Raw genomic sequence first — 25042 nt, 5'->3', positions numbered from 1 at the left:
GCTGGGCTGGACGCGGCGCTTTCGCTGCTCGATACACGGGTTCACCGACGCTTGGCGTCCATTGAGGAATCCTATGCGTCATCAGGCGCTTCGTCATCCAGTCTGGCGTGGTTACGCCCTTGCGATCGCCGCTTGGGCCGTCGCCTTTGGGCTGCGCTACGGGTTGGCGCCCTGGTTTCCGCCAGGCTTTCCCTATCTGACCTTCTTTCCGGCCGTCGTGCTGGTCGCCTTCTATGCGGGCCTGCGCCCGGCGGTCCTGACCGCGACCTTGTCAGGGCTGTCGGCCTGGTGGTTCTGGATCGGCGCGCCGGGCTTCGATCTCGGCGTCGCGACCCTCGTCGCCATCGGCTTTTACGCCTTCGTCGTCGCCGTCGACATCTTCTTCATCGTCGGCATGGACAAGGCGTCGCGCGAACTCGCGAAAGAGGTCGAGCGCAACGCCGCCCTGGCCGAAAGTCGCGACATCCTGCTCAGGGAAGTGCAGCACCGCGTCTCCAACAACATCCAGGTAGTCAGCGCCTTGCTGAAGCTGGAAGCGCGCGCCGCCGTCGATCCTGGCGCGAAAAAAGCCCTGGCCGATGCCTCGGCCCGCACGGGTCTGGTCGCTCGCATCCAGCGCAGTCTGGCTGACGCCGAGCAGCAGACCACCGCCTTTCAGGATTTGGCGCGATCAATCGTCGACGATGCGCTGACGGCGGCCGCGCGTGACGACGTGGCGGTCTCCATCTCGGCTGGGGAAGTGGTGCTGTCGGCCGAGGAAGCCACGCCTGTGGTTCTGATCATGCTGGAATGCGTCAACAACGCGCTGGAGCACGCCTTCCCCAACCGGCCGGGCCGGATCACGATCGCTCTGTGCGACGACGGCGCCGTCCGCACCCTGACCGTCGCCGACGACGGCGTAGGCCTTTCCGAAGAGGTGAGCGGCGAACCGAGGAGCCTGGGTCTTCGGATTACCACGGCCCTGGCGCGACAGCTCGGCGGAGAATGGTCGCTGCGCCCCGCCTCGCCCGGCGCGATCGCTCGCCTGTCCTGGCCCAGCGCGCCGGTCACGCCCTAGATCGCAGACGCCACAGCGTCCAAAGAAAGGCCCGGCCGGATCGCTCCGCCGGGCCTTGGTCGTTTCAGTCGTGGGCGGATCAGGCCGGGCGATCCTCCGTCGCCGCCGGCTCCTCATGCCCGTGCTGGCCGTGGAACATCTTGTCCATTCGGCCTTCCAGGCGGCGCTTCACCCCGTCGATCAGGCTGAACACCACCGGCACGAACAGCAGCGACAGCGCGGTCGAGGTGATCAGCCCCCCGATGACCGCGATGGCCATCGGCGAACGGAAAGCGGTGCCTTCGCCGAACGCCGCGGCTATCGGCAGCATCCCCAGCCCCATGGCCATGGTCGTCATGATGATCGGCCGCGCCCGCTTGTGGGCGGCGTCCATCAGGGCGTCGTGGCGGTTCATCCCCCTGTCGATCGCCATGATGGCGTAGTCGACCAGCAGGATGGAGTTCTTCGCAGCGATCCCGGTCAGCATGATGATGCCGATCAGGGCCGGCATGGACAGCGACTTGCCCGTCACCAGCAGCAGGAAGAAGGCGCCGCCGAACGACACCGGAAGCGCCGCCAGGATGGTGATCGGATGGAAGAAGCTTTTGAACAGCAGGACCAGCACGACATACATCAACAGAATGCCGGTGATGATGGCGAAGGCGAAGCCCATGCCCAGTTCCTGGAAGCTTTCGGCGTCGCCCGACGGCTTCTGGCTGACGCCCTGCGGCAGGGACTTGATGGCGGGCAGGGCGTTTACCGCCTGCGTCCCCTGGCTCAAGGTCAGGCCGGTCAGTTCGGCGGTGATGTTGGCCACGCGCAGTCGGTCTAGACGATTGATCTGGTTGGGGCCTGCGCCGAAGGTGATGTCCGCCACCGCCGACAGGGGCACCGTCGCGCCCGATGCCGTGGGCACCTGAAGGTTCTCCAGCACGCCCAGATCCGAGCGCGCCTGTTCCGTCAGCATGACCCGGATCGGCACCTGACGGTCGCCCAGGTTGAATTTGGGCAAAAGCTGATCGGCGTCGCCCAGGGTGGCGACGCGCGCCACCTGGCTGATGTCCTGGGTCGACACCCCTTGCAGGGCGGCGACATCGGCGCGCGGCGTGACCAGGATTTCCGGCCGCACGAGCGAGGCCGAGGACACCACATTGGACAGGCCGGGAATGCTGCGCATCTCGCGCTCGACCTTAGCGGCCGCGGGTTCAAGCACGTTCGCTTCGTCCCCGACCAGGGCGATGGTCAGAAGGCTGGACCCGCCGCCGCCGCCCGAGGCGCCGAACTGAATCCGCGCGCCGGGGATCTGGCGCAGCACCGGTCCCATGTCGCGCTCGAACTCCTGCTGGTTCAGCTTGCGATCCCAGCGCCCGACCAGATTGACGGTCAGGTTGGCGCTGCGCACCTCGCCGGCCGATCCACCGCCGCCGGGGCCGAAGCTGGTCGTCGCCGAACCGACGGACGAATAGACCGACGCGACCTCGGGCCGTTTCATCAGTTCGCGGTTGATGCGCTGCACGGCGGAATCCGTCTCCGCCAGGGTCGCGCCCGGCGGCAACTGCACCGTCACGGTGGAGCGCGAGATGTCTTCGACCGGAATGAACTCGCCCGGCAGCTTCGTCGCCATGAAGATCGACAGGAAGAAGAACAGGATCCCCATCCCCAGCACCCAAAGCCGGTGATCGAACATCCGGTCTGCGACCTTGCGGCGGAACCAGCTGGCGCGCGGATGGTGGTCGGCCCGGCGCTTGCGCCAGTCGTCGCCCAGCGCCCAGTTCAGGGCCTTCAGATAGGGCCCCATCCAAAACGGCTCCTTGTGCTCCTTGCCCTGGTCGCGCTTCAGCAAATAGGCGCCCATCAGGGGCGTCAGGGTTCGCGCCACGAGCAGCGAGAACAGAACGCTGACGCAGGTGGCGATGGCGAAGCTCTTGAAGAACTGACCCACGACGCCGGGCATGAAGCCGGTGGGGGCGAACACGGCAATCAGGGTCGCCGTCGTCGCCATGACCGCCAGGCCGATTTCGTCGGCCGCCTCGATGGCGGCGGGGTAGGGGGCCTTGCCGTCTCGGATGTGGCGGACGATGTTCTCGATCTCCACGATGGCGTCGTCCACGAGGATGCCGATGGTCAGCGACAGGGCCAGCAGCGTCACGACGTTCAGCGACTGGTTCGTCAGGTCCATCACCCAGAAGGTCGGGATCAGCGACAGCGGCATGGCCACCGCCGCGATCAGGGTCGCGCGCCAGTCCCGCAGGAAGATAAAGACGACCGCGATCGCCAGGAGGGCGCCCAGCACCAGGGTCTCGACAGAGGCGTGGAAGTTGTTAACGACGTCCTCGGTGGTGTTGGCCACCTCCTCGATAGCGACGTCGCCGCGTTCCTGGTCCAGCTTCTCGATCTCGGCCTTGACGCGGTCATAGACGTCCACCTCGGACGAGCCGATGGCGCGCGAGACGCCGAAGCCGACGACTTCCTGGCCGTTGAAGCGGGCGCGGCCGCGCGGCTCGGACCATTCGTCGGTGATCTGGCCCAGGTCGCCCAGGCGCACGCTGCGGCTGCCGATGGGGATCAGGGTCTCGCGGAGCTGTTCGACCGACTTGGCCGAACCGACGGTGCGGATGGCCTGCTCCTCGCCCGCGATCTCGCCGCGGCCGCCCGGCAGGTTGATGTTGGAGGCGCGCAGCTGGTTCGACACCTGGGCGGCCGTCACGCCCGAGGCGGCGAGCCGCGCGGGGTCCAGCTTGATGCGGATTTCACGGCTGACGCCGCCGTCACGGCTGATCTGGCTGACGCCGCGCACCGACAGCAGGCGTTTGGCCACGGTGTTGTCGACGAACCAGCTCAGCTCCTCGGGGCTCATGCCCGGGGCCCGCACCACATAGTTGGCGAAGGGGATGGCGGTGAATTCGATGCGCTGGACGATCGGTTCCTGCACGTCGGCGGGCAGGTTCTGGCGGATGCCGCTGACGGCGTTGCGGACGTCGTTGGTGACCTTCTCCAGGTTCACGCCCAGCTGGAATTCGATGGAGGTGGTCGACACCCCCTCGTTGACGACCGAGGTGATGTGCTTGACCGAGCCCAGGCCCGCCACCGCATCCTCGACCAGGCGGGTGACCTGCGTCTCCATCTCGGTCGGGGCGGCGCCGGCCTGGACCACCGTGACGGCGACGACCGGCAGATCCACGTCGGGGAAGTTGTTTGTCCTGAGCTTGAAATAGCTCATCGTCCCCGCGATCGTCAGGACGACGAACAGCAGGACGATGGGGATCGGGTTCCTGATCGACCAGGACGAGATGTTCTGAAAGCCCATCGGTCCGATCCTAGCGCGCGGCTGCAGCGGCGGGGGCAGGGGCGGCGGGCGTCGCCGGCTGGGGCGCCGCGGTCGCCGGGGCCACCGTCACATGGTCGCCTTCGCCCAGGAAGCCTGCGCCCTGGACCACGACGCGCTGACCGGCCTGGACTCCCGTGACCGCGACGCGGTCGCCGCTGCGAACGCCGGTCGTGACCGGGACGAAGCGGACGACATCGCCCTGACCCACGACATAGACCCCGGCCTTGGCCTCGCGATAGACGACCGCCGAGGCCGGCACGACCAGGGCGGGCTGATCGCCGACGGCGATTTCGGCGCGGGCGAACATGCCGGGCCGCAGCTGGGCGCCGGGCGCCAGGGAGATGCGGGCCAGGCCCAGGCGGGTGGTGGCGTTGACCTCGGGCGTGACGATGCGGACCGAGCCGGTGGTCTGGCCCGCCTCGCTGGAGGTGATGGTCGCCGACTGACCGGCGCGGACCAGGGCCAGTTCGGTCTCGGGCACCTGGGCGTCCAGTTCGAGGCGGCCGTCGCGCACCATGCGGAACAGTTCGGTTCCGGCGGCGATGATCTGGCCCTTGGTGACGCTGCGGCTGACGATCAGGCCGCCGACGGGCGCGCGGATGGTCGCCTGCGACAACTGGGTCTGGGTCTGGCTGAGGGCCGCGCGGGCGGCGGCCAGATTGGCGTTCGAGCTGCGTTGGTTCGCCAGGGCCGTGTCCAGCGACGCCTGGCTGAGGAAGCCGCGCTCCTTCAGCTGCTGCGCGCGATCGAGCGCGGCGTTGTCGCGCGCCACATTGGCCTCGGCCAGCTGCACCTGGGCCTGCTGCTGCCGCAGCTGGGCGCGCAGCAGGACGTCGTTCATCTGCACCAGCGGCTGGCCCTGACGCACGTAGGAGCCTTCGTCCACATAGACGGCGACGGCGGTCAGGCCGCCGGTCTCGGCCGCCACCGGCACCTCTTCCCAGGCGGAGACGGTGCCCGAGGCGGTGACGGTGCGGTCCAGACTGGTCTGGGTCACGGTCGCGGCGCTGACGGTCTGGCGCGAGCCGCCTGCGGCCTTTTCGTCCTTCTTTTCCTCGCCATGTCCGCCGCAGCTGGCCAGCAGCAAGGCCGACAGGGCGACGGCGCCGAAGTTGAAAACGGTTCGGGTCGTCTTGGACACGGGATTTCCTCGGTTGCAGGCGAAGCGGGTCGCCGGCTCGCGCCGGTTATCGGGAGGTTTGTTCCATACCGCGTCCGCCAAGCCTTCTCAAACGGCGAAGGGCTTTATTGCCAAGGCTTAATGTGACGCAGTTCGGGACCAGTTCGGCCGTGCGTCTGGTCCCGAACCCTTACGCGTGATAGGGGCGCGCGGATGACGACTCCCCCGATCTCGAACATTCGCAACTTCAGCGTGGTCGCCCACATCGACCACGGCAAGTCGACCCTGTCCGACCGCCTGATCCAGCACACCGGCGGCCTGACCGCGCGCGAGATGTCCGAGCAGGTGCTCGACAATATGGAGATCGAGAAGGAACGGGGCATCACCATCAAGGCCCAGACCGTGCGCCTGACCTACAAGGCCAGGGACGGCGAGGAGTATGTCCTGAACCTGATGGACACGCCGGGCCACGTGGACTTCGCCTATGAGGTCAGCCGGTCCTTGGCTGCGTGCGAAGGCTCGCTGCTGGTCGTGGACGCCTCGCAAGGGGTCGAGGCCCAGACCTTGGCCAATGTCTATCAGGCCATCGACAACAACCACGAGATCGTGCCGGTCCTGAACAAGGTCGATCTACCGGCCGCCGAGCCGGACCGCGTGCGCGCCCAGATCGAGGACGTGATCGGCATCGACGCCTCCGAAGCCGTCCTGGCCAGCGCCAAGTCCGGCATCGGCATCGAGGAGGTGCTGGAGGCCATCGTCACCAAGCTTCCGGCGCCCAAGGGGGATGTGAACGCCCCGCTGAAGGCCATGCTGGTCGACGCCTGGTACGACCCTTATCTCGGCGTCGTCGTGCTGGTGCGCGTGTTCGACGGCGTGCTGAAGACCGGAATGCGGGTCAAGATGATGCGCAACGGCTCGACCCACCTGATCGACCGGGTCGGCGTCTTCCTGCCCAAGAACACGCCCGTGGATCAGCTCGGCCCCGGCGAGGTCGGCTTCATCACCGCCCAGATCAAGGAAGTGGCCCACGCCGCCGTCGGCGACACCATCACCGACGAGAAGAAGCCGACCGCCGAGCCGCTGAAGGGGTTCAAGGAAGTCCAGTCGGTGGTCTTCTGCGGCCTGTTCCCGGTGGACGCCGCCGACTTCGAGGACCTGCGCGCCGCCATAGGCAAACTGCGCCTGAACGACGCCTCTTTCACCTATGAGATGGAAAGCTCGGCGGCCCTGGGCTTCGGCTTCCGCTGCGGCTTCCTGGGTCTGCTGCACCTGGAGATCATCCAGGAGCGTCTGAGCCGAGAGTTCAACCTCGACCTGATCGCCACGGCGCCGTCCGTCGTCTACAAGATCGGCCTGCGCGATGGTTCCGAAATGGACCTGCACAACCCGGCCGACCTGCCCGACGTGATGCAGATCGAGACCATCGCCGAACCCTGGATCAAGGCCACCATCCTGACGCCGGACGAATACCTGGGCGGCGTCATCAAGCTGTGCCAGGACCGTCGCGGCCAGCAGATCGAACTGTCCTACGTCGGCAACCGCGCCATGGTGGTCTATGAGCTGCCGCTGAACGAGGTGGTGTTCGACTTCTACGACCGGCTGAAGTCGATCTCGAAGGGCTATGCCTCGTTCGACTACGAGATCACCGAATACAAGGTCGGCGACCTGGTGAAGATGTCCATCCTGGTCAACGCCGAGCCGGTGGACGCCCTGTCCATGCTGGTCCACCGCGCCCGCGCCGAGACGCGCGGCCGGGGCATGGTCGAAAAGATGAAGGAACTGATCCCGCCCCACCTGTTCCAGATCCCGATCCAGGCGGCCATCGGCGGCAAGATCATCGCCCGCGAAACCGTCCGCGCCCTGCGCAAGGACGTGACCTCCAAATGCTACGGCGGCGACGCCACCCGCAAGAAGAAGCTGCTGGAAAAGCAAAAGGCCGGCAAGAAGCGCATGCGCCAGTTCGGCAAGGTCGAAATCCCGCAGGAAGCCTTCATCGCGGCGCTCAAGATGGACGAGGATTGAGAGTCCGTTTCGGAACACAGCGGCATTCGATCACGTTGACATCGGCTGAACGAGGAGTCTGACGATGAAGCGATTGATCCCCTTGGTGAGCGCCCTGGCCCTGACGATGGCGGCGGCGGGTGCCGCTTACGCCCAGAACGGGCATGGAAATGGACAAGGGCCGGGCGGCCCCGGCCGTGGGAACGACGGCGGTCCGCACGGCCGTCAGGATCCCGGTCCCGGTCCCGGACGCGGTCACGAGGACCGCAGCGGCCCCCGCGCCGATCGCGGCAACGGTCCGGACCGCGGCGGACCCCAGCGTCGCGCCGAGGTGCGCGTGCAGGAGGTCGTCCGGGATGTGCAGAGCGAACAGCGCCGCGACATGGAGCGCGACGTCCGCCGTGAGGTCGAGCATCAAGTCCGGGCCGGCAATGATGTCCTGGTCCTGACCCGCCCCGTTGATCGGGGCCTGCTGACCGGTTGTCCGCCGGGTCTGGCCAAGCGTGACAACGGCTGCCTGCCGCCTGGACAGGCACGCCAAATCGACCGCGCCCGTGCCGACTACGACCGCTACAACTACGTCTGGCGCACCCTCGGCGGGACCAGCGACTATCGGTATCAGGACGGCTACGTCTATCGGATGAGCCCGCAGGGCGGCCTGCTCGGCTATCTTCCCGTCCTTGGAGGCATCCTGTCGCCGGGCAATGTCTGGCCAGCCCAGTACAGCTACCAGCAGCCGCCCCAGTACTACACCAGCTACTATGGGCTGAACGACCGCTATCAGTACCGCTATGCCGACGGTGTCCTGTATGGCGTCGATCCGCAGAACCAGAGCATCGGCCAGATCGCCGCCCTGCTGACGGGGCAGCAGTTCTCGGTGGGCCAGCGCCTGCCGGCCGGGTACGATATCTACAACGTGCCCTACGCCTATCGCAGTCAATACGCGGACAGCGCTCAGAGCCTGTATCGCTACAACGATGGCTATGTTTATCAGGTCGACCCCACCACGCAGTTGGTTCAGGCGGTCATCCAGCTTCTGACGTGAGGGGAACGATGCGAAATCAACGCCTATGGGCGCTTGCGCCGCTGATGGCCCTGTGCCTGGTCGGCTGCAACAGGACAAACGACGCAGCGCCCGGCGAAGCCGCCGCGCCGTCCAACGAGACCTTGGCCGCCGCCATCGCCGGCCAAGGCGATCTCGACAACCTGGAAAACGCCACGCGCAGCAGCGGGCTGGCCGAAGTGCTGGAAGGCAAGGGGTCCTACACCGTGCTCGCACCGGTCAACGCGGCCCTGGGCGCGGCGGGGTCCGAGCTGGCGGGCGGCACCCTAAGAGCCCAGAGCGCCGCCCTGCTCCGCGCCCACATCGTGCCGGGCGCGCTGACCCGCGCCGATATCGAGGCCGCTTTAAGCCGAGGCGGAAGCGAGGGGGTGAAGATGCGCACCATGGCTGATAGCCTGATCACCTTCACCAAGAACGGCGACGCCATCGTTGTCACCGCCGCCGACGGCGCGACCGGTCGGCTGACGGGGTCAGAAGAGGTGGTATCGAATGGCGTAGTTCAGCCGGTGGATGGGGTGTTGATCAGGGCGGAGTAGGTTCTCCTAGAACCCTGCCCGCCCGATTTCCGCTTGTAGCATAACCGACGCCTCCAGCGGCGGCGGCAGGACGAACAGCCCCGGAGCAGCCGAGAGGTCGTGGAGGCGGTACAGGCGCCAGGCGGCGGGGTGTGCGTGTGAAACCTCGCGCTCGTTGCGGGTGAGATAGAAGGGGGTGGTGGGGCCGCCCCGTGTGGCCTTCACCTCGATCAGGCGCTCGGCGCCGGTAGGGTCGAAACTACGGATGTCATAGCCGGCGCCGTCGCCGCGTTCTTGGCTGGTCCATTCGATGCGACGCGCGAGGTCGGGGCGGTCGTGCGCGATTAGACGCGCGCGCTCGTGATGGAAGACGCGCTCTTCGCCCAGCAAGCCGAGGGACCGGTTCCGGTGATCGCGGGCTGCTGGGTCGTACTTGCGGACGAGGCGGGCGAGCCCTTCCGGGCGCGGGGTGCGGGCCGGGCCGGGGGGAGGGGTTTCGGTGAGGGTGAGGGGCGGATGGCTCCTACTTGCGGTGTCGAACCTTGAGACAGGTTCGGCGACTCCTTGGTTAGGCCCGGTCGCCATCTCCGTCTTGGCGCGATCGAGCGCCGATCCGCCTCCCCATCGCCGCGCAACGGGGAGGAGAGTGAAGGCGTCGTCGCTTAGGATTGCGGGGTGGGCGTCTAGATGGCGGTCGATGGCGTCGAAAATGGCGGATTGGTAGTTGGCCAGCGGGCGGTAGCCGCGCACATGGGGCAGGCCCAGTTCGGCGGCGACGGCCGAGATGTTCATGTGTTTGAACTCGACCGAGCGGTGACTGCGGCCGGTTCGCTCCATCAGCGCACGAGCGCGGTGCGCCTTGACGAACGGCTCGCCCGCCGCGTCGAGGGCAAGCATGGCGAAATAGTCAGCGACGATGGCGTCGAGCTCGTCGTCCTTCCAATCTGTTCCGGCGTTGCTTGCGTCGGCCACAGGCTCTCCCCGAGCCCAAGCTAGACGGGTTCATCGAGAATGATAGAGCTCAAGTTCGCTTGTTGAAACAGCGAGGGGCGTTACTCCTGCACCGTCTCCGTAATGAAGTGCCGCCCCTGCCGGTCCTCGATCTCGACCACCCACAGGTCCGGGTCGTACCCGCGCTGCCTCGCGATATAGGCGTCCAGCTCGCTCTCGCTTTCACTCGTCACCGGCTGGATCCACAGGCGGTCGCCGTCGGTTCCGAAGGCTTCGGTGAACAGGCGGGCGGTGCGGGTGGTGGTGTCGTAGGCCTTGACGATGACCGAGCCGGCGCGGGCGTCGCCCTTTTTGACCACGGTCGCATAGGCGCCCTCGATCTGGGCGCGGCGGATCAGGGCGCTGACCCACAGGTCGCTGGAAAGAAGCAATTCGCTAACCCTGCTCGAACACGGAACCCCAACCCTGGCGCGCTAGGGTCGGGGCATGAGGATAGGCCTTTCCCCCCGGCAAGCCAGAGGTTTCGCGTCGGCCGTGCTGATCGTCGCGACGCCTGTCGCCGCCTTCGCCGCGCCGCAGGACCGCTTCTATGAGCGCAGCTTCGTGCTGGCCGCCAACGACCGCTGCGGCCTGTTCGAGCCGCAACTGACCGCCGCCCTGACGGCTGCCGCCTGGCAGGCGCGGGGCGCGGCCCTGCGCGCGGGATCCAGCGATCGGCAGTTGGCCGAAACGGCCCAGCGGGCGCGGGCGCGGGCGAACACGACGCCGTGCGGCTCGACCGATCTGAAGACGGTTCAGGGCCGGGTCCAGACCGCCTTTTCCGGCTGGTCGCGCACGACGCGGATGGAGTTTCCCGGCGATCGCCGAAAGTGGAGCGCGGATCGCGCGGCCTATGCGCGCCCGACCTGGCGGTTGATGCAGGCGACCGTGACCGGCGCCTCGCCCGTGCGGTTCGGCGTGGTGGGCGGCATGGACCGGCCCGATCAACTGGCAGCCGTGGTGTCCTGGCAGGGGCGCTCGCGGCCGACCGGGGTGCGGGTGGTGATGCGCGACCACACGGTGGCGCCGCGTCCGTGGCTGTCGCACGACCTGCCGCCCGCCGCGCAACGTCGCGCCTTCTGGGCTGCTGGAGTCACCAGCGCCGATACGATGCTGCTGCCCGAAGGCCGCCCGGCAGGTCAGGCCTGGCTGTTCCCCGCCGCCGCCGCCGACGCCCTGTCGGCGCTGGACCCGCGCGAGGTCTTCACCGTCGAATTCCTATTCCGCGACGGCAGCATCGCCCGCTCCACCTTCGAAGCCGGGGATTTCGCGGCGGGTCGGGCCTTCCTGGCGATGGGGCAGGTTTAGAGGGCGCGACGCGTCGGATCGGCTTTACGGGACGCGTTCGGCTTCGCAGTTTTTAGCCGGCCACGCAGGGTGAGGGCTAGGCCGAACAGCGCCAGCAGCAGCCCGAGCGTGACGAGGACGAGGCTGACTTCTTGTGGCCATCGCGTCCAACCGAACAGCGTCGCGGCCGATCCGTTCAGGCTCGGCGCCGTCGTTAGCAGCAGGCCAACCAGCCCCACGGTCAGGCCGAGCGGCATGGCAAACTTCAGCTTGGTGCGCATATCAAGGCCTCAAGACGGGATGGCGTTCTGCCTAGACTGCTAAAGAGACGCTCGCGTTCTCACAACCCAAAGCTGATGCTCAAGCCTCAACCGTCGCAGGCGGCGCTTCGCTCGGCTGCGGATCCAGCGACCCTGCCGCCACCATCACCGGCAGTCGGATCATCACCGCCGCGCCTTCGCCCAGGGTGCTGTCGATGGTCATGCGGCCGCCGTGCAGTTCGGTCAGGCTGCGGACCAGGGACAGGCCCAGGCCGGTGCCTTGCGCCTTCTGGTCGGCGCCGCCGGCCTGTTCGAAGGGGCGGCCCAGGCGTTGCAGGTCCTGCGGCGCGATGCCGACGCCGGTGTCGGACACGGCCAGATCCAGGTCCGGCCCGTCGGCGTCCAGGGTGATGGTGACCGAGCCGCCCGCCGGGGTGAACTTGACCGCGTTGGACAGCAGGTTCAGCGCCATCTGCTTCAGGGCGCGGGCGTCGGCGCGGACCTTGATCGGCTCGGACGGCAGGACGGCGGCCAGCTCGACCCCCTTGTCGTCGGCCTGAAGCCGGACCAGGGCGACGGCGGCGGACACGGCGTCGCGGGCGTCGAACGTCTCCATCGCCAGCTGGTAGCGCTCGGCCTCGATCTTGGACAGGTCCAGGATGTCGTTGATCAGGTCCAGCAGATGGCCGCCCGCCTGGTGGATGGCGTCGGCGTAGCCGGCGTAGCGTTCGGGCAGGGGGCCGAACAGCTTCTGGCGCATGATGTCGGCGAAACCGAGCACGGCGTTCAGGGGGGTGCGCAGCTCGTGGCTCATGTTCGCCAGGAAGCGGGTCTTGCCGGCGGACTGGGCCTCGGCCTCCACGCGGGCGGTCTCCAGTCCCAGCTCGCGGGCGAACTGGGCGGTGCCGTCGAACGCCTGGGCGATCAGGCGCGGGCGATCCGTCTCGTGCTGGAACGGGCCCAGGATCATGACGACACGGCGGTCCAGGGCGATGCGCGGCGTGAACTGGACCTCGACCGACTGGCCCGACAGGGCGCGAGCCAAAGCCGTGGACACGGCCGGGCGGTCTGGCGCATGCACGGCCGAGATCAGGCCCTGTTCGGTCAGGGCCAGCACCGACAGGGCGGGCGGCGGCGTGCCCCAGGTCGCGACCGCGCGGCCCGACGGATCAAGCAGCAGGGTCAGGGCCGGCTGATCCTCCAGCAGGGTGGCGATGCGGGCCGCCTGTTCTTCCGCTTCGGCCAGACGACGCTGGCGCGCGCTCCAGGTCAGGCGCATGGCGGCGATGATCGCGCCCATGGCCAGCAGGCCCGAGACGGCGGCCAGCAAGGGGCCTTGCGCCTCCGCCCCGTTCAGCCAGGTCGAGATCAGCCCTGCCAGCAGCGGCAGGGCCACCGCAAAGGCGCCTATCCGGGTCAGACGGTCGGCGCCGACGCGGGCATGATCGAGGGCGATCCCCGCCGCCAGCGGCGTCAGGATCAGACCGGGCAGGGCGCCGGTCACGCCGCCGGTCAGGCCGGCCGAGGCGGTGGCGGCCAGGATCCAGCCGCCCATGACCGCCAGCCTCAGCCCCACGCTGTCGCGCACCATCAGCACGACGCCGAACACGCCGGGGAAGGCCATCAGCAGCAGGGCGGCCAGCGGCGCGTCCTTCAGCCCGTCCATCATCTGGGCCGCCAGCGCCGTCAGGGCCACCGCCACCGCCCAGATGGCATGCCATAAGGCGACCAGCGGGGCGCCCAGCGCGGCGTCGTGCGTCGGGTCGTCCTCGTATCTGGCGTGGGCGTCGGGTTTCAAGAAGGGCGGGCCATGGGTTTCGTCTGCGCCCAGACTAGGGCTGCGGCTGAGTCGGTGCGAGGCCGCTCCCCCCTGAGGCGAACCCCATTGCGGCGTTCACCATGAATATCAGGGGACAAAACGGCCGGTTGTCGTTAACGGCCGCGCGGCCTATCTGGCGGCGCATGACCGACCGCGCGCCGCCGACCGACACCCTGGACCAGACCCTGGCCGAACTGGCCGAGGATTTCGACCTGCTGGGCGATTGGGAGCAGCGGATCGAATATGTCATCGAACTGGGTAAGGGGCTGGCTCCGCTGGACGAGGCCGACCGGATCGAGGCCAACAAGGTGCCGGGCTGCGCCGCCCAGGTCTGGCTGGCGACGACGCAGGACGAGGGGCGGCTGTGGTTCGACGCCGACAGCGACAGCGCCCTGTCCAAGGGCAATATCGCCCTGCTGCTGAAACTCTATTCAGGCCGCACGGCGCGGGAGATCGTCGCCTTCGACGCCCGCGCGGCGCTGGATCGGCTGGGCCTGCCCTCGGCCTTGACGCGCCAGCGCGCCAACGGCCTGAACAGCATGGTCGGCCGCATCCGCGAGGCGGCGCTGGCGGTTCAGTAGTCGGGGGTTGCAACCGCCGGCCCGGCGACCCACGATCTCGGGGTCGTAACCGGGGGCGCGAATGGACCTGCTGAAGATCCTGCGCAGTTTCGAGGAGTTTCTCTTCGAGGCGGTCAGCTGGCTGGTCTTCTATCCCCTGACCCTGTGGCGCATCCTGCGCGGGCCGCTGGCGGCGATGGACTATTCGGACCGCGAGCAGAGCGACAGTGAGGAGCGTCGCTACGACGACGCGCCTAGCCCGCCGCTGTTCCTGCTGGCCACCATCGTCCTGACCAATCTGCTGTCGATGGCGCTGCATGTGCCGCCGCCGCCCGAGGCGACCGACCTCAGCCGCGTGGTCTATGCGTCCCAGCAGAACCTGGTCCTGTTCCGCTCGCTGGCCTTCAGCCTGATCCCGCTGGTCGCCGCCGTCACCCTGTTGCGTCACGAGAAGAAACGCATCAGCCGCGAGACCCTGCGCGCGCCCTTCTATGCGCAATGCTATCTCGCCGCCGTCTGCGCCGCCTTCGTCTCGGCGGGCGGGACCATCTTTCAGCGACCCGAACTGCCCAATGCGGTCGGCGCCGCGATCATGATCGGCGGCACGGCCTGGTTCGTCGTCGTGCAGTCCCGCTGGTTCGCCCGGCGGCTGAACGTGTCAAAGGGGCGCGCCGCCGTCATCGCCGTGCTGGCCCTGATCCGGGCGCTGATCTACCTCCTGGCCATCCTGATCCCCATCGCCCTGATCTGAGCGGACAAGACAGGGTCTAGTGGGGGTGCGATTATCAGCGCGCGGAATGTAAGCGAAGGTCCGTTGCCCGGCGCGATGGCTGTTTCGGCTTTCGACCCATTGCAAACATGCGTGCCCAACTTCTGTGATGCGGACCTGTCGCTAGGACACTCTGATTACGAAGCTGAGCAACTTCGCGTGAAACTGTTGGGGCGTTTCTGGCTCATCGCCATCCGCAACGAGGATATTTGGAAAGCGCTGGGCCAGGTCTGGACAGGTGGTCGAGAGAAACTCGGCAAGCTTCATCGTGTCCTGTTTTAGAAATTCCACACTCCAAAGGTAGATTGCTTCGCTTGTTTGCTCCAGTAAGATTTCCACGGCTTTGATGGTGCTGGTATTCGAAGCCTCAGACTTCGCCAAAAATGCGACTACGGGCGAATTGCTCCTGTAGTCGCCGGTCCAGCCCATCATTGCACAGTCATCACCGTAGAGCCTCTGTCGCGCAATCGCTTCTGCATCTCTGCGCAGCTCGATTATTGCAGGTGGCTCTTGAAGGTTGGTCTCCATCATACGCTCAGAATATCTGCCTGCGCAGCAAAGTCACTTGGGCATGTCCGCTTCCCACCCACAGCAGGCTTTCGTCACATCCGATAGCGCATCAAAACTTCACCCGATCCCATAGTGATCCGCCAGGGCCTGCAGCGCCTGTTTCAGGACGGTCTTGCCCTGGCGACGGCGTAGGCCGAGGCCCGTTTCCGCCAGTTGCAGGCTGTCGCCGTGGATGCAGATGCGGGTCAGGATGGGGCGGAGGCGCGGGCCGACGGCGGTCAGGGCCTGTTCGACGCGGCGGGCGGCGGACAGGGCGCGGTCGGTCGGCTCCATCCGCGCGGCGGTTCCCGAGCCGGAGGTCGGCAGGGCGTCCCAGCGCATGGTGACCGAGGCGCCCCTGGTCGCTTGTTCCGCCTCTCGCCGCAGACGTTCGCCGGCGGCGGTCTCGGCCGGGGTCAGCCAGGGGCGGCCGGACGCGTCCTTGCGCCGCGCCAGCCAGGCGATGGGGCTTTCGCCCAGATTGGCCCGCGCCCGGACCATGCGGCCGTCCGCCTGCATCAGGTCGCGCTCGCCCGCCACGAAGCCGGGACGGCCAGGGGCGGGGGCAGGGGCGGGGGACGGCGTCGGGTCCGGCTGGGCGCGTCCCGACCAGCCGCCGCCGGCCCGCACACGCAGGCCGGGCTGGTCGATCAGGGCGCGAAACTCGGTCTCGGTCAGGGTCAGGCTGATGCGGCTGCGGCGATCGGGCGACAGGCGCAAAGCATAGGCGCCGCCCTCGGCCGACAGCCAAGCGCCGGGCTTGGCCATCAGATCGCGCGCGCGTTCCAGAAGCCGGCTCATTGCGGCAGCTCCAGGCGGGGCGACTGATACAGGCCCTGGATGCACCCTTCGAGGTCGTTCATCAGGTCGTCGATGCTGCGCCGTTCGCGCTCGTCCTCGACCCAGCGGCAGGCGGCGCCGACGCTGGCGCGATTGACGCCGAAGACGTGTCCGACCCGCTCCAACGTCCAGCCATAGGCGACGTGTGACAGATACATGGCCAGCCAGCGCGGTCGCGCCGCGCGCGGGTTCATCCGGCCCCGGCCGGTCATCTGCGACGGATGGGCGCCGGTGCGCGCCGCAATCAGATGAATGGCCAGCCCGGCCTTGACCTGATCCTCCTCGGTGACCGGCACCCTGTAGTCCTCCAGCACGAAACGTCTCCTTCTCACGAACTCTCGACGTCGGCATCGTAGGCGGCCGCGACGTCGAGATAGGAATATCGTCCTACTATGCGCCAAAATCGGTCGTGGCGGCTTAACCGCCTTGCGGTTGCGGGCGGGACGTTGTGCTTGGTGAGTGGTGAGTGGTGAGTGGTCAGTGGTGAGGAGGGCGTTCGCATGCGCTCTTTCGGCGTCGCCACTCACGAGTCACGCATCACCACTCACCCTCCGTCGGGACCGGCCAACATGGTTAATAAATTTCGAATCGTTGACTCCAGCCCCTCGACGGCGATTCGCAAATCAGCCTAGATTCGCCTCAATTGGATGGCGTTAACCCTTCTTAAGGTTTTCACGTCTTAACTTGCGAACAAGGTTACCCGGCCGTGTGTCAGGGTGGTTACCGCAAAGCTTTTGCCTGGAGGGGCACGTATGCGCGTCCTGTTGATTGAAGACGATCACGCAACCGCCCAAAGCATCGAACTGATGCTGAAGTCGGAAGGCTTCAACGTCTATACGACGGACCTGGGCGAGGAAGGCATCGATCTGGGCAAGATCTATGACTACGACCTCATTCTTCTTGACCTCAACCTGCCGGACATGAGCGGCCTGGAAGTCCTGCGCCAGCTGCGTGTCGGCAAGGTCAACACCCCGGTCATGATCCTGTCGGGCAGCCACGAGATCGAAACCAAGGTCAAGACCTTCGGCGGCGGCGCCGACGATTACATGACCAAGCCCTTCCACAAGGACGAGCTGATCGCGCGCACCCACGCCGTGGTCCGTCGCTCCAAGGGTCACGCCCAGGCGATCATCCACACCGGCGAGATCGCCGTGAACCTGGACGCCAAGACGGTCGAGGTGAACGGTCACCGCGTCCACCTGACGGGCAAGGAATACCAGATGCTGGAGCTGCTCTCGCTCCGCAAGGGCACGACCCTGACCAAGGAAATGTTCCTGAACCACCTGTACGGCGGCATGGACGAGCCCGAGCTGAAGATCATCGACGTCTTCATCTGCAAGCTGCGCAAGAAGCTGGCCACCGCCGCCGACGGCAAACACTATATCGAAACCGTCTGGGGCCGCGGCTACGTCCTGCGCGACCCGGCCGAGGGCGTCGTCACGGTCGCCGCCTGATCGACCTTCGATCCATGATTTCGAAACGCCCGCCGGAGACGGCGGGCGTTTTGCGTTGAGAGCTTACTGACGCTTCGCCGGCATGTCGCGGCCGCCCTGGTGCAGGACTAGGCCCTCGACGGCGCCGGCGGCGTTGCGGGTGAAGGTGATCTGGGCGTCAACGGCGGTCAGGTAGAAGGCGTCCTCAGCCTCCGCCGTCAGTTCGAAGGCCGGCTGGCCGGTAGCCTGGGCCATCAGCTTGCCGTCCACGACCGAGATCGTCAGGGCGAAGGTCGGGGCCAGATTATAGACGCCCTCATAAGCCTTCAGCACCTCGGGCGAGAGGGCGACCGCGCGGCGTTCGCTGGGCAGAGTCACGGTTCCGCCGCGCGCCAGGGTGACCAGGGCCGCGCCCAGCTTGTCGGGCGCTTCGCCGTTCAGATTGCCCAGGACGATGACGGTGGTCCGGTCGCCCGGATCATAGGCCATATAGGTGTTGAAGCCCTCGATGCCGCCGTTGTGCCAGACCAGACGCTTGCCGTCGGCCTCGGACACCATCAAACCCATGGCGTAGCCGTTGCGGACCGGGGTGGTCAGGGCGCTCATCGACTGGGCGTTCAGCAGCCGGCCGCCGAACAGGGCCTGTTCCCACTTCAGCAGGTCGTGGGTGGTCGAATACAGGGCGCCGGCCCCGGTCGGGATGCTCATGTCCACATAATCGGCGTTGACGACGCCGTCGGCGCCCGGCGCATAGCCCGAGGCGCGGCGGGGCAGGATCACGTCGTGGCGGTCATAGCCGCTGTCGCTCATGCCCAGCGGCTGGAACAGATTGGCGGCGACGAAGTCGGCGTAGGTCTGGCCGCTGGCCGCCTCGATGATGGCGCTGAGCAGCACATAGCCCGAGTTGGAATAGGCGAACCGAGAGCCGGGCACGAAGTCCAGCGGACGGTCGCGGAAGCGGGCGATCAGCTGCGGCAGCGTCGCGGGCCGGGTCTTCTGCGCCTCAAAGTCGGAAAAGGCGGTGAAGTTGGGCACGCCCGCCGTGTGGCTGAGCAGATGGCGCGGGGTGATCGCGTCCCAGGCGGCCGGGGCGTCGGGCAGCCAGGTCTTGATCGGCGCATCCAGATCCAGCTTGCCCTGCTGGTTCAGCAGCATGACCGCGACGGCGGTGAACTGTTTCGACAGGGAGCCCAGGCGGAACTTCACATCACCATCGTTGGGGATGTTCCACTCGCGATTGGCCAGGCCATAGCCCTGATCCAGAAGGATGCGGCCGTCGCGGGCGACCAGGACGGCGCCGGAGAAGGCGTCGCTGGAGGCGCGGATCACCTGATCCATGCGCGCCACGTCCTGGGCGGTCGCCGGGCGGCTGGCCAGCGGGCTGAGCGTGAGAGCCAGGGCGCTGGCGGCCAGCAGCAGGATGGCTGGGCGACGGCGGACGGTGAGCGAATAGGGCAAGGGGGCGGTCTCCTGAACGCGTCACGCTAACGCTTTCAGAGAGAGGCGGCGAGCCCGGCGTTCGGATGCAGGCGCCGCGTGCTTTTCGTCAGGCCTCGAACGTTAGCGTCGCTTCCAGCCCGCCGCTGTCGGCGTTGGCGAGGGTCAGATGGGCGCCGGCGCGTTCGGCCATGCGGCGCGCGATGGTCAGGCCAAGGCCGGAGCCGCCGCTGTCGCGCGAACGGGATGGGTCCAGGCGGTAGAAGGGTTCGAACAGTTTCTCCAACTGATCCTGGGCGACGCCGGGGCCTTGGTCGCGCACGATCAAGCGCACGGCATGGTCGTCGCGCACGGCGCTGACGGCCGCATCGCCGCCGTGGCGCACGGCGTTGTCGATCAGATTGGTCAGGCAGCGGCGCAGGGCCTGGGGTCGGGTGGGGACGACGGCGTTGCAGCCCTCGGTGAAGACGACCGGCTGTCCCGCCTCGGCCGCGTCCTCGCAGATGGCGGACAACAGGGCGTCCAGATCGACGGGCGTCACGGCCTCGACCGTCGTCTCGATCCGGGCCAGGTCCAGTCCTTCGCGGACAAGATGCTGCATCCCGGCCAGATCGATGACGAACTGGGCGCGCAGGGTCTCGTCCTCGATCTTTTCGATGCGCAGCCGCATCCGGGTCAGGGGCGTCTGCAGGTCGTGGGCGACGGCGGCCAGGACGCGGGTGCGGTCCTCGATCAGGGCCTTCAGCCGGGTCTGCATGGCGTTCAGCGCGGCGGCGGCCTCGCGCACCTCGCGCGCGCCCTCCTCGACCAGGGGCGGGCGATCCAGATCGTGGCTGAGCGCCACGGCGCCCTGGGACAGACGGTTCAGCGGCCCGGCCGCCAGCCGCGACGCCATCCAGCCGGTCAGCAGCACGGCGGCCAGACCCACAAACAGCAGAACGGCGGCCTCGCGGCTAAGCGTCCACGGGCGCGGGGCGGGCGGCAGGCTGATCGCCACCGGCACCGGCGCGCCATTGACCGGCCGCAGCATCAGGATGCGACACCTCAGACGATCGGTCGCCGCCCCGCACGCCCCGGCCGAGGCCTCGAACGCCTTGACCGAGACCCCTTCCACGCCCCGCCGTTTCAGTGCCTCGGCGACCGCATGGGTCAGCGATGGATCGGGCGCGCCCAGCCTTTGGCCCGCTGCATCCGGCAGGCCGTCGGTCAGGCCGGCGGCGGGATCGTCGCTGGAGCCGGCCAAGTCCACGATCCGTTCGGCGGTGGTGAAGTCATGGGCCTGGGACAGGCGATGGCGATGGTTCAGGCCCAGGGCGGCGAAGGTGACCCCCGCCGCCAGCAGGGCGCCGACCAACAGCAGCAGGAACAGCCGCGTGGTCTCGGCCTCGGCCCGGCCATGGCGCGGGGTCAGGCGCGCCATGTGACGGGCCCCGCCAGCATATAGCCCAGGCTGCGCACCGTCCGGATCAGGGCTGGGGCCTTGGCGTCGTCGCCCAGCTTCTGGCGCAGGCGGCTGACCCTCAGGTCGATGGCGCGGTCGTCGGCGTCGGCGACGGTGGACAGGGCGCGGATCCGCTCGCGCGACAGGGGCTTACCGCCGTTCCTGACCAGGGCGTGCAGCAGGTCGAAGTCTGCGCCCGACAGCGGGGCCAGTCGCCCGTCCGGCGCGGTCAGCGCCCGCGCGGCGATGTCCAGCGACCAGCCGGAAAAGTCGGCGTGCCGCCCTTCGACCGCCGTCGCCTCGCCGCCGGTGCGACGCAGGACGGTGCGGATGCGGGCCACCAGTTCGCGCGGCTCGAAGGGTTTGGCCATATAGTCATCGGCGCCCATCTCCAGCCCCACAATCCGGTCGATGGGATCGCCGCGCGCCGTCAGGATGATGACCGGCGTTTTCGACGCCGCCCGGATGCCGCGACACAGCGACAGGCCGTCCTCGTCCGGCAGGTTCAGGTCCAGCACCACCAGATCGACCGGCCCGGCCTCCAGCGCCGCCTTCATGGCCCGGCCGTCGGCGGCCTTCACCGTGCGAAATCCGTGCTGCTCCAGATGGTCGGACAAAAGGTTTCGGATCTCGCGGTCGTCGTCGACGACCAGAAGAACGGGGGCGGCGGAGGTCTGGGACATTGGCGTTCGGCGAGCGGGAAGAAGCGCGATCTGTCGTCCTGTCTCATGGCCAAAGCGCGGCGGATACAGTCGGACACAATTCTCTTCGCCGACGATACGCGGCGACACCGACCGGCCCCGAACCGGCCGGACGCGGGTCCGAAACAGCAGCTGTCCGACACGAGGCCGGACGCCAAACACACAGAAAGACCCGCCATGAAGTCCTTCCGTTCCACCGCCGCCCACTCTTCAGCGATTCTGGGCGCCGCCGCACTGGTGATCCTGACCAGCGGCGCAGCCTTCGCCGGCACCCCTTCGGCCCCGTCGTCGGGCGCTCACGCCCGCCCCGCCGCCTCCGCCCGTGCGCATCATCGGGTCAGCCACGCCCGCACCCACCGCGCCGTGACGCCCGCCAAGAAGAAGTAAGGCCCGACGCCTTGCTGCTCCTGCCGGCGTCCCCGGCCGGCAGGACCCCCGACACGCCTGAGACTTTGACCTTCAAAAGAAAGACATCGACATGAAATCCTTCCGCACCGCCGCCGCCGTTTCCGCCGTCGCCTTCGTCGCCCTGACCAGCGGCGCCGCCTTCGCCGGCACGACCCCGGCGCCCTCGACCGCCATGACCGCCCGTCCGGCCGCGACCGCTTCGGCGACGACCCCTGCGCCGTCGGCCCGTGCGCCGCGCGCGCACCGTCGCGGCCATCAAGCCCAGGCCCAGACCTCGGTCCAGGCGCCGGCGACCGTGACCGCCAAGAAGAAGTAAAACCGGCCGCCCCCTCCGGTTCGCACAGGAACGCCCGGCTGTCGCAGGACGGCCGGGCGTTTCCGTATTCAGAAGCGTGTCGTCAGGCGGGGGTCTTGAAGCCCGCCGCGATGGCGGTCGCCATTGGATTGGGACGGCCGAAGCTGTCGAAGGGCAGGGGCTTGTCCCGCCCGTCGTCCTTGTCGCCTTGGCGATACCAGCTGTCGGTGTCGCGCAGGCCCCAGACGGTGAAGGCGAACTGCTGGGCCTTGGGCAGGGCGGCGAAGGCCGAGGCCAGTTCGGTGACGCGGGCGCCTTGCGCTGCGATCCGGTCGGCCTGGCTGCGGAGGTCCAGCCGGTTTTCGGTGCGCAGGGTGCAGTCCAGCTCCGACACATGGATCGGCAGGCCGAACTGGCTGATCTCGCGCATATAGGCGGCGATGACGCCCTCGGGGATGTCGATCCACAGGTGGGATTGCAGGCCCAGCCCCTGCAGCGGACAGCCGGCCTTCAGCAGCCGCTCGACCAGTTTCAGGAACTGCGCGCCCTTGGCCGGCACGCTTTCCTGATTGTATTCGTTGAGAAACAGGATGGCGTCAGGATCCGCGATCCGGGCCTTTTCGAACGCGCGCAGGATATAGCCGTCGTGGCCGTATCGCGCCGACCAGTGGCAGTCGCGCAGGCCCGAGCCGTCGTCCAGGATCGGCTCATTGACCACGTCCCAGCTGCGGACCTTGCCGCGATAGCGACTGGCGACCGTGGCGATATAGCCGTCGAAGGCGCGATCGAAGGCGGCGCCCGACAGGCCGCCAAAGGCCTCCTTGCCTTGCGCGTACCAGATCAGGGTGTGGCCATGCATCGCCATGCCCTCGGCCCGGGCGAAGGCGGCGATACGGTCCGAGCGGTCGAAGTTGGGCCGGTCCAGGCCGTTCGCCAGGATATATTCCATCTTCATCTCCCACTCGGGCGTGAGTTGAGAGACGTTGGCGCGGGCCAGGGCGACCCAGTCCGGGTCGTCGATCTGGCTGGCCTTGATCGCCGTGCCGAAGGGCGCCGGGGCGATGGACTTCAGCGGAGGAACGTTGGGCGGCGACGGCTCCGCCGAGGCGAAGCGGTCGCAGGCGGCCAGATTGCTCAAGGAAAGCGCGAGCGGAGCGGCGAGGACGGTGCGGCGGCTAAAGCCCTTCTCCCCTCGGGGGACAAGGTGGCTCGCGGAGCGAGACGGATGAGGGGGCTGTAGGGTCATCCCTGATCTCTCATCTCGAGGCTGGCGCCCCTCATCCGAGCCCTTCGGGCCCACCTTCTCCCCGAGGGAAGCAGGGAAGATCAAACGGCTCGCTTTCGCAGGCCCAGCTCGTCGAAGGCGGCGGTTTCACGCTTGGCCAGGGCGATCAGCTGGTTCAGGCGCGTAGTCTCGGCGACGTGTTCGAACTTCTTCAGCTCTTCGAACGCGCCCGTCAGGGCGTCGCGGGCGCCGGCTTCCTCGGCGTCCAGCACCGACAGGTCGCCTTCGGCTGCGGCCTTCCTGGATTTCCAGCCGTTCAGATAGGCGCCCAGCATCATGCCGGCCTCGGCGTCCATGCGGGCGCGGTTGCGTTCGCCCTCGGCCTCGGCGTCCAGCACGGCGATGCGGAGCTCGGCGACGGCGCGACGTTCGGCGATCTCGGCCAGACGCTTCTGCAGCGTCTCGACTTCATAGTTGGAGATGCGGATCAGGGATTGGGCCCAAGCGGTCATCTAAATCATCACTCCCTGATCATGCCTTGGTTCAGGATTGCTTCCAGCCGGGTAAAGGAATCGGAAAGACGCGTCGCATCGTCCTTGTCCTGACCCAGAAAATCTTCGAGGGCCGGGTTCAGCGCGATGGCCCGGTCCACGATGGGGTCGGCGCCGGTGCGGTAGGCGCCGATCTTGATCAGCTCTTCCATATTGGCATAGGCGCTCAGACACTGGCGCGCGCGCTTGTTCAGCTCGCGCTCGGGCGGGGTCTGACAGCCGGGCAGGGTGCGGCTGACCGATTTCAGCACGTCGATGGCGGGAAAGCGCCCGCGCTCGGCGATCTTGCGATCCATGACGATGTGACCGTCCAGAATACCGCGCACGGCGTCGGCGATCGGCTCGTCATGGTCGCCGCCGTCCACCAGCACGGTGAACAGGGCGGTGATGGGCGCCGCCGTCGTGCCGTCGGGCCGGATCGGGCCTGGACCGGCGCGCTCCAGCAGCTTGGGCAGTTCGGTGAAGACGGTGGGAGTGTAGCCCTTGGTCGTCGGCGGTTCGCCCGCCGCCAGCCCGATCTCGCGCTGGGCCATCGCAAAGCGGGTGACGCTGTCCATCAGGCACAGAACTTCGAGATCCTGGTCGCGCAGATATTCGGCGATGGCCATGGTCATATAGGCCGACTGACGGCGTTTCAGGGCCGGTTCGTCCGAGGTGGCGACCACGACAACGGCGCGTTTCAGCCCCTCTTCGCCCAGGGTCTCTTCCACGAACTCGCGCACCTCGCGGCCCCGTTCGCCGATCAGGCCGACGACCACGGCGTCGCACGTCGCCTCCTTGGCCAGCATGGACAGCAGCACCGACTTGCCCACGCCCGATCCGGCGAAGATGCCCAGGCGCTGGCCCCGGCAGGTGGTGGTGAAGACGTCCATGGCCCGCACGCCCAGGTCCAGCCGCTCGCCGACCCGGCCGCGCGAATGGGCGGGCGGGGGCGGGGCGCGCAAGGGATAGGGGGCGGGGCCTTGGGGCAGCGGCCCCTTGCCGTCGATCGGCTGGCCGAAGGCGTCGATGATGCGGCCCAGCCAGGCGGTCGTCGGGCGCACGCTGGCGGCCTGATCGATGATGCGGATGTCGGCGCCGGGGGCCACGCCCTCGACCGGTCCGAAGGGCATCAGCAGGGCCTTGGAATCTCGAAAGCCGACGACCTCGGCGGGCAGGGGATCGTGGCCGCGTCGACCGATCTCGGCCCGGGCGCCGACGGCGAGGCGCGACAGGCCGCCGCGCGACTCGATCAGCAGGCCCGACACGCCCGCGACCTTGCCGGTCACGACCAGCGGATCGATCGCTTCGACGGCGGCGACGAGATTGCGCAAAAATCAGACCCCAGAAACAGGTCTCAACAGATGCGACAACGTGGTTAACGACCGATGAAGCATGGCTGGAACGCAGGGGATAAGACCGCGATTATTGCGTC

The 25042-nt window shown here is 67.8% G+C and carries 25 protein-coding genes; 10 read left to right on the top strand and 15 right to left on the bottom strand.

From position 1 onward, the window contains the following. Positions 1-73: 73 nt before the first annotated feature. Positions 74-1057, top strand: coding sequence for a sensor histidine kinase (locus Q9R14_RS09510; protein ID WP_306002192.1), 984 nt, complete (start codon positions 74-76; stop codon positions 1055-1057). Positions 1058-1136: 79 nt separating this feature from the next. On the opposite strand, the gene Q9R14_RS09505 is transcribed toward Q9R14_RS09510, so the two are convergent. Together Q9R14_RS09505 and Q9R14_RS09500 are read right to left on the bottom strand one after the other, a co-directional pair. Beyond that, positions 1137-4343, bottom strand: a complete 3207-nt coding sequence (locus Q9R14_RS09505) for an efflux RND transporter permease subunit (protein WP_306002191.1) — start codon at positions 4341-4343, stop codon at positions 1137-1139. A gap of 10 nt (positions 4344-4353) precedes the next feature. Further along, positions 4354-5505, bottom strand: a complete 1152-nt coding sequence (locus tag Q9R14_RS09500) for an efflux RND transporter periplasmic adaptor subunit (protein ID WP_306002190.1) — start codon at positions 5503-5505, stop codon at positions 4354-4356. A 192-nt stretch (positions 5506-5697) separates the two neighbouring features. Between Q9R14_RS09500 and lepA the strand changes: the two genes are divergently transcribed. From lepA to Q9R14_RS09485, 3 genes are all read left to right on the top strand, one after another. Next, positions 5698-7506 (top strand): translation elongation factor 4, encoded by a 1809-nt coding sequence (gene lepA / locus Q9R14_RS09495; RefSeq protein ID WP_306002189.1) that lies wholly within the window; start codon positions 5698-5700, stop codon positions 7504-7506. Between the two features lie 64 nt (positions 7507-7570). Then, complete coding sequence (locus Q9R14_RS09490) at positions 7571-8530, top strand: hypothetical protein (protein WP_306002188.1); 960 nt, start codon at positions 7571-7573, stop codon at positions 8528-8530. 8 nt (positions 8531-8538) lie between these two features. After that, the gene (locus tag Q9R14_RS09485) at positions 8539-9084 is read left to right on the top strand and encodes a fasciclin domain-containing protein (RefSeq protein WP_306002187.1); all 546 of its coding nucleotides are present in this window, start codon (positions 8539-8541) and stop codon (positions 9082-9084) included. A 6-nt stretch (positions 9085-9090) separates the two neighbouring features. Here Q9R14_RS09485 and Q9R14_RS09480 read toward each other — a convergent pair whose 3' ends face one another. Further along, entirely contained in the window at positions 9091-10035 is a 945-nt protein-coding gene (locus Q9R14_RS09480; protein ID WP_306002186.1) for a DUF3883 domain-containing protein, read from the bottom strand. An 80-nt stretch (positions 10036-10115) separates the two neighbouring features. Beyond that, on the bottom strand, positions 10116-10445 hold the full coding sequence (locus Q9R14_RS09475; RefSeq protein ID WP_306002185.1) for a DUF1491 family protein: 330 nt from the start codon (positions 10443-10445) through the stop codon (positions 10116-10118). Between the two features lie 103 nt (positions 10446-10548). On the opposite strand from Q9R14_RS09475, the gene Q9R14_RS09470 reads away from it, so the two are divergent. Beyond that, positions 10549-11361, top strand: coding sequence for a hypothetical protein (locus Q9R14_RS09470; RefSeq protein ID WP_306002184.1), 813 nt, complete (start codon positions 10549-10551; stop codon positions 11359-11361). On the opposite strand, the gene Q9R14_RS09465 is transcribed toward Q9R14_RS09470, so the two are convergent. Both Q9R14_RS09465 and Q9R14_RS09460 read right to left on the bottom strand, forming a co-directional pair. Beyond that, complete coding sequence (locus tag Q9R14_RS09465; protein ID WP_306002183.1) at positions 11358-11621, bottom strand: hypothetical protein; 264 nt, start codon at positions 11619-11621, stop codon at positions 11358-11360. The two genes, Q9R14_RS09470 and Q9R14_RS09465, sit on opposite strands and share 4 nt — an antisense overlap. A gap of 79 nt (positions 11622-11700) precedes the next feature. Further along, positions 11701-13398 carry a HAMP domain-containing sensor histidine kinase gene (locus tag Q9R14_RS09460; RefSeq protein ID WP_306002182.1) on the bottom strand — a complete coding sequence of 566 codons (1698 nt, stop codon included), beginning with the start codon at positions 13396-13398 and terminating at the stop codon, positions 11701-11703. 164 nt (positions 13399-13562) lie between these two features. Between Q9R14_RS09460 and Q9R14_RS09455 the strand changes: the two genes are divergently transcribed. Further along, positions 13563-14000 carry a SufE family protein gene (locus tag Q9R14_RS09455; protein WP_306002181.1) on the top strand — a complete coding sequence of 146 codons (438 nt, stop codon included), beginning with the start codon at positions 13563-13565 and terminating at the stop codon, positions 13998-14000. A 61-nt stretch (positions 14001-14061) separates the two neighbouring features. Next, positions 14062-14730, top strand: a complete 669-nt coding sequence (locus Q9R14_RS09450; protein ID WP_306002180.1) for a hypothetical protein — start codon at positions 14062-14064, stop codon at positions 14728-14730. A gap of 141 nt (positions 14731-14871) precedes the next feature. Here Q9R14_RS09450 and Q9R14_RS09445 read toward each other — a convergent pair whose 3' ends face one another. From Q9R14_RS09445 to Q9R14_RS09435, 3 genes are all read right to left on the bottom strand, one after another. Continuing rightward, positions 14872-15279, bottom strand: coding sequence for a hypothetical protein (locus Q9R14_RS09445; protein WP_306002179.1), 408 nt, complete (start codon positions 15277-15279; stop codon positions 14872-14874). A gap of 96 nt (positions 15280-15375) precedes the next feature. Continuing rightward, positions 15376-16098 (bottom strand): DUF6456 domain-containing protein, encoded by a 723-nt coding sequence (locus Q9R14_RS09440; RefSeq protein WP_306002178.1) that lies wholly within the window; start codon positions 16096-16098, stop codon positions 15376-15378. After that, positions 16095-16451 (bottom strand): hypothetical protein, encoded by a 357-nt coding sequence (locus tag Q9R14_RS09435; protein ID WP_017505853.1) that lies wholly within the window; start codon positions 16449-16451, stop codon positions 16095-16097. The genes Q9R14_RS09440 and Q9R14_RS09435 overlap by 4 nt, the downstream gene beginning before the upstream one ends. Positions 16452-16889: 438 nt before the next feature. On the opposite strand from Q9R14_RS09435, the gene ctrA reads away from it, so the two are divergent. Continuing rightward, entirely contained in the window at positions 16890-17591 is a 702-nt protein-coding gene (gene ctrA, locus Q9R14_RS09430) for a response regulator transcription factor CtrA (RefSeq protein WP_017505852.1), read from the top strand. A 63-nt stretch (positions 17592-17654) separates the two neighbouring features. Here the strand turns inward: ctrA and Q9R14_RS09425 are convergent, their stop codons facing one another. The 3 genes from Q9R14_RS09425 to Q9R14_RS09415 all read right to left on the bottom strand — a co-directional run bounded on the left by Q9R14_RS09425 (position 17655) and on the right by Q9R14_RS09415 (position 21131). Then, positions 17655-19028, bottom strand: coding sequence for a serine hydrolase (locus Q9R14_RS09425; protein WP_306002177.1), 1374 nt, complete (start codon positions 19026-19028; stop codon positions 17655-17657). A gap of 88 nt (positions 19029-19116) precedes the next feature. Beyond that, complete coding sequence (locus tag Q9R14_RS09420; protein ID WP_306002176.1) at positions 19117-20427, bottom strand: cell wall metabolism sensor histidine kinase WalK; 1311 nt, start codon at positions 20425-20427, stop codon at positions 19117-19119. After that, positions 20415-21131 carry a response regulator gene (locus Q9R14_RS09415; RefSeq protein ID WP_295208256.1) on the bottom strand — a complete coding sequence of 239 codons (717 nt, stop codon included), beginning with the start codon at positions 21129-21131 and terminating at the stop codon, positions 20415-20417. The genes Q9R14_RS09420 and Q9R14_RS09415 overlap by 13 nt, the downstream gene beginning before the upstream one ends. 195 nt (positions 21132-21326) lie before the next feature. On the opposite strand from Q9R14_RS09415, the gene Q9R14_RS09410 reads away from it, so the two are divergent. Together Q9R14_RS09410 and Q9R14_RS09405 are read left to right on the top strand one after the other, a co-directional pair. Next, the gene (locus tag Q9R14_RS09410) at positions 21327-21536 is read left to right on the top strand and encodes a hypothetical protein (RefSeq protein WP_184278913.1); all 210 of its coding nucleotides are present in this window, start codon (positions 21327-21329) and stop codon (positions 21534-21536) included. A 91-nt stretch (positions 21537-21627) separates the two neighbouring features. Next, positions 21628-21873, top strand: a complete 246-nt coding sequence (locus tag Q9R14_RS09405; RefSeq protein WP_055753007.1) for a hypothetical protein — start codon at positions 21628-21630, stop codon at positions 21871-21873. A gap of 82 nt (positions 21874-21955) precedes the next feature. Here the strand turns inward: Q9R14_RS09405 and Q9R14_RS09400 are convergent, their stop codons facing one another. From Q9R14_RS09400 to fliI, 3 genes are all read right to left on the bottom strand, one after another. After that, positions 21956-22990 carry an endo-1,4-beta-xylanase gene (locus tag Q9R14_RS09400; RefSeq protein ID WP_306002175.1) on the bottom strand — a complete coding sequence of 345 codons (1035 nt, stop codon included), beginning with the start codon at positions 22988-22990 and terminating at the stop codon, positions 21956-21958. 188 nt (positions 22991-23178) lie between these two features. Continuing rightward, a complete protein-coding gene (locus Q9R14_RS09395; protein ID WP_185223691.1) occupies positions 23179-23589 on the bottom strand; it encodes a flagellar export protein FliJ in 411 nt (136 codons plus the stop codon). 8 nt (positions 23590-23597) lie between these two features. Beyond that, complete coding sequence (gene fliI, locus Q9R14_RS09390) at positions 23598-24941, bottom strand: flagellar protein export ATPase FliI (protein WP_066552424.1); 1344 nt, start codon at positions 24939-24941, stop codon at positions 23598-23600. Between the last annotated feature and the right edge of the window lie 101 nt (positions 24942-25042).

Source organism: Brevundimonas sp. C43 (assembly GCF_030732185.1).
In the GTDB taxonomy this organism is placed as follows: domain Bacteria; phylum Pseudomonadota; class Alphaproteobacteria; order Caulobacterales; family Caulobacteraceae; genus Brevundimonas; species Brevundimonas diminuta_C.
Note: the sequence above shows the minus strand (reverse complement) of the source record. Positions and strands in the feature narration are given on the sequence as shown.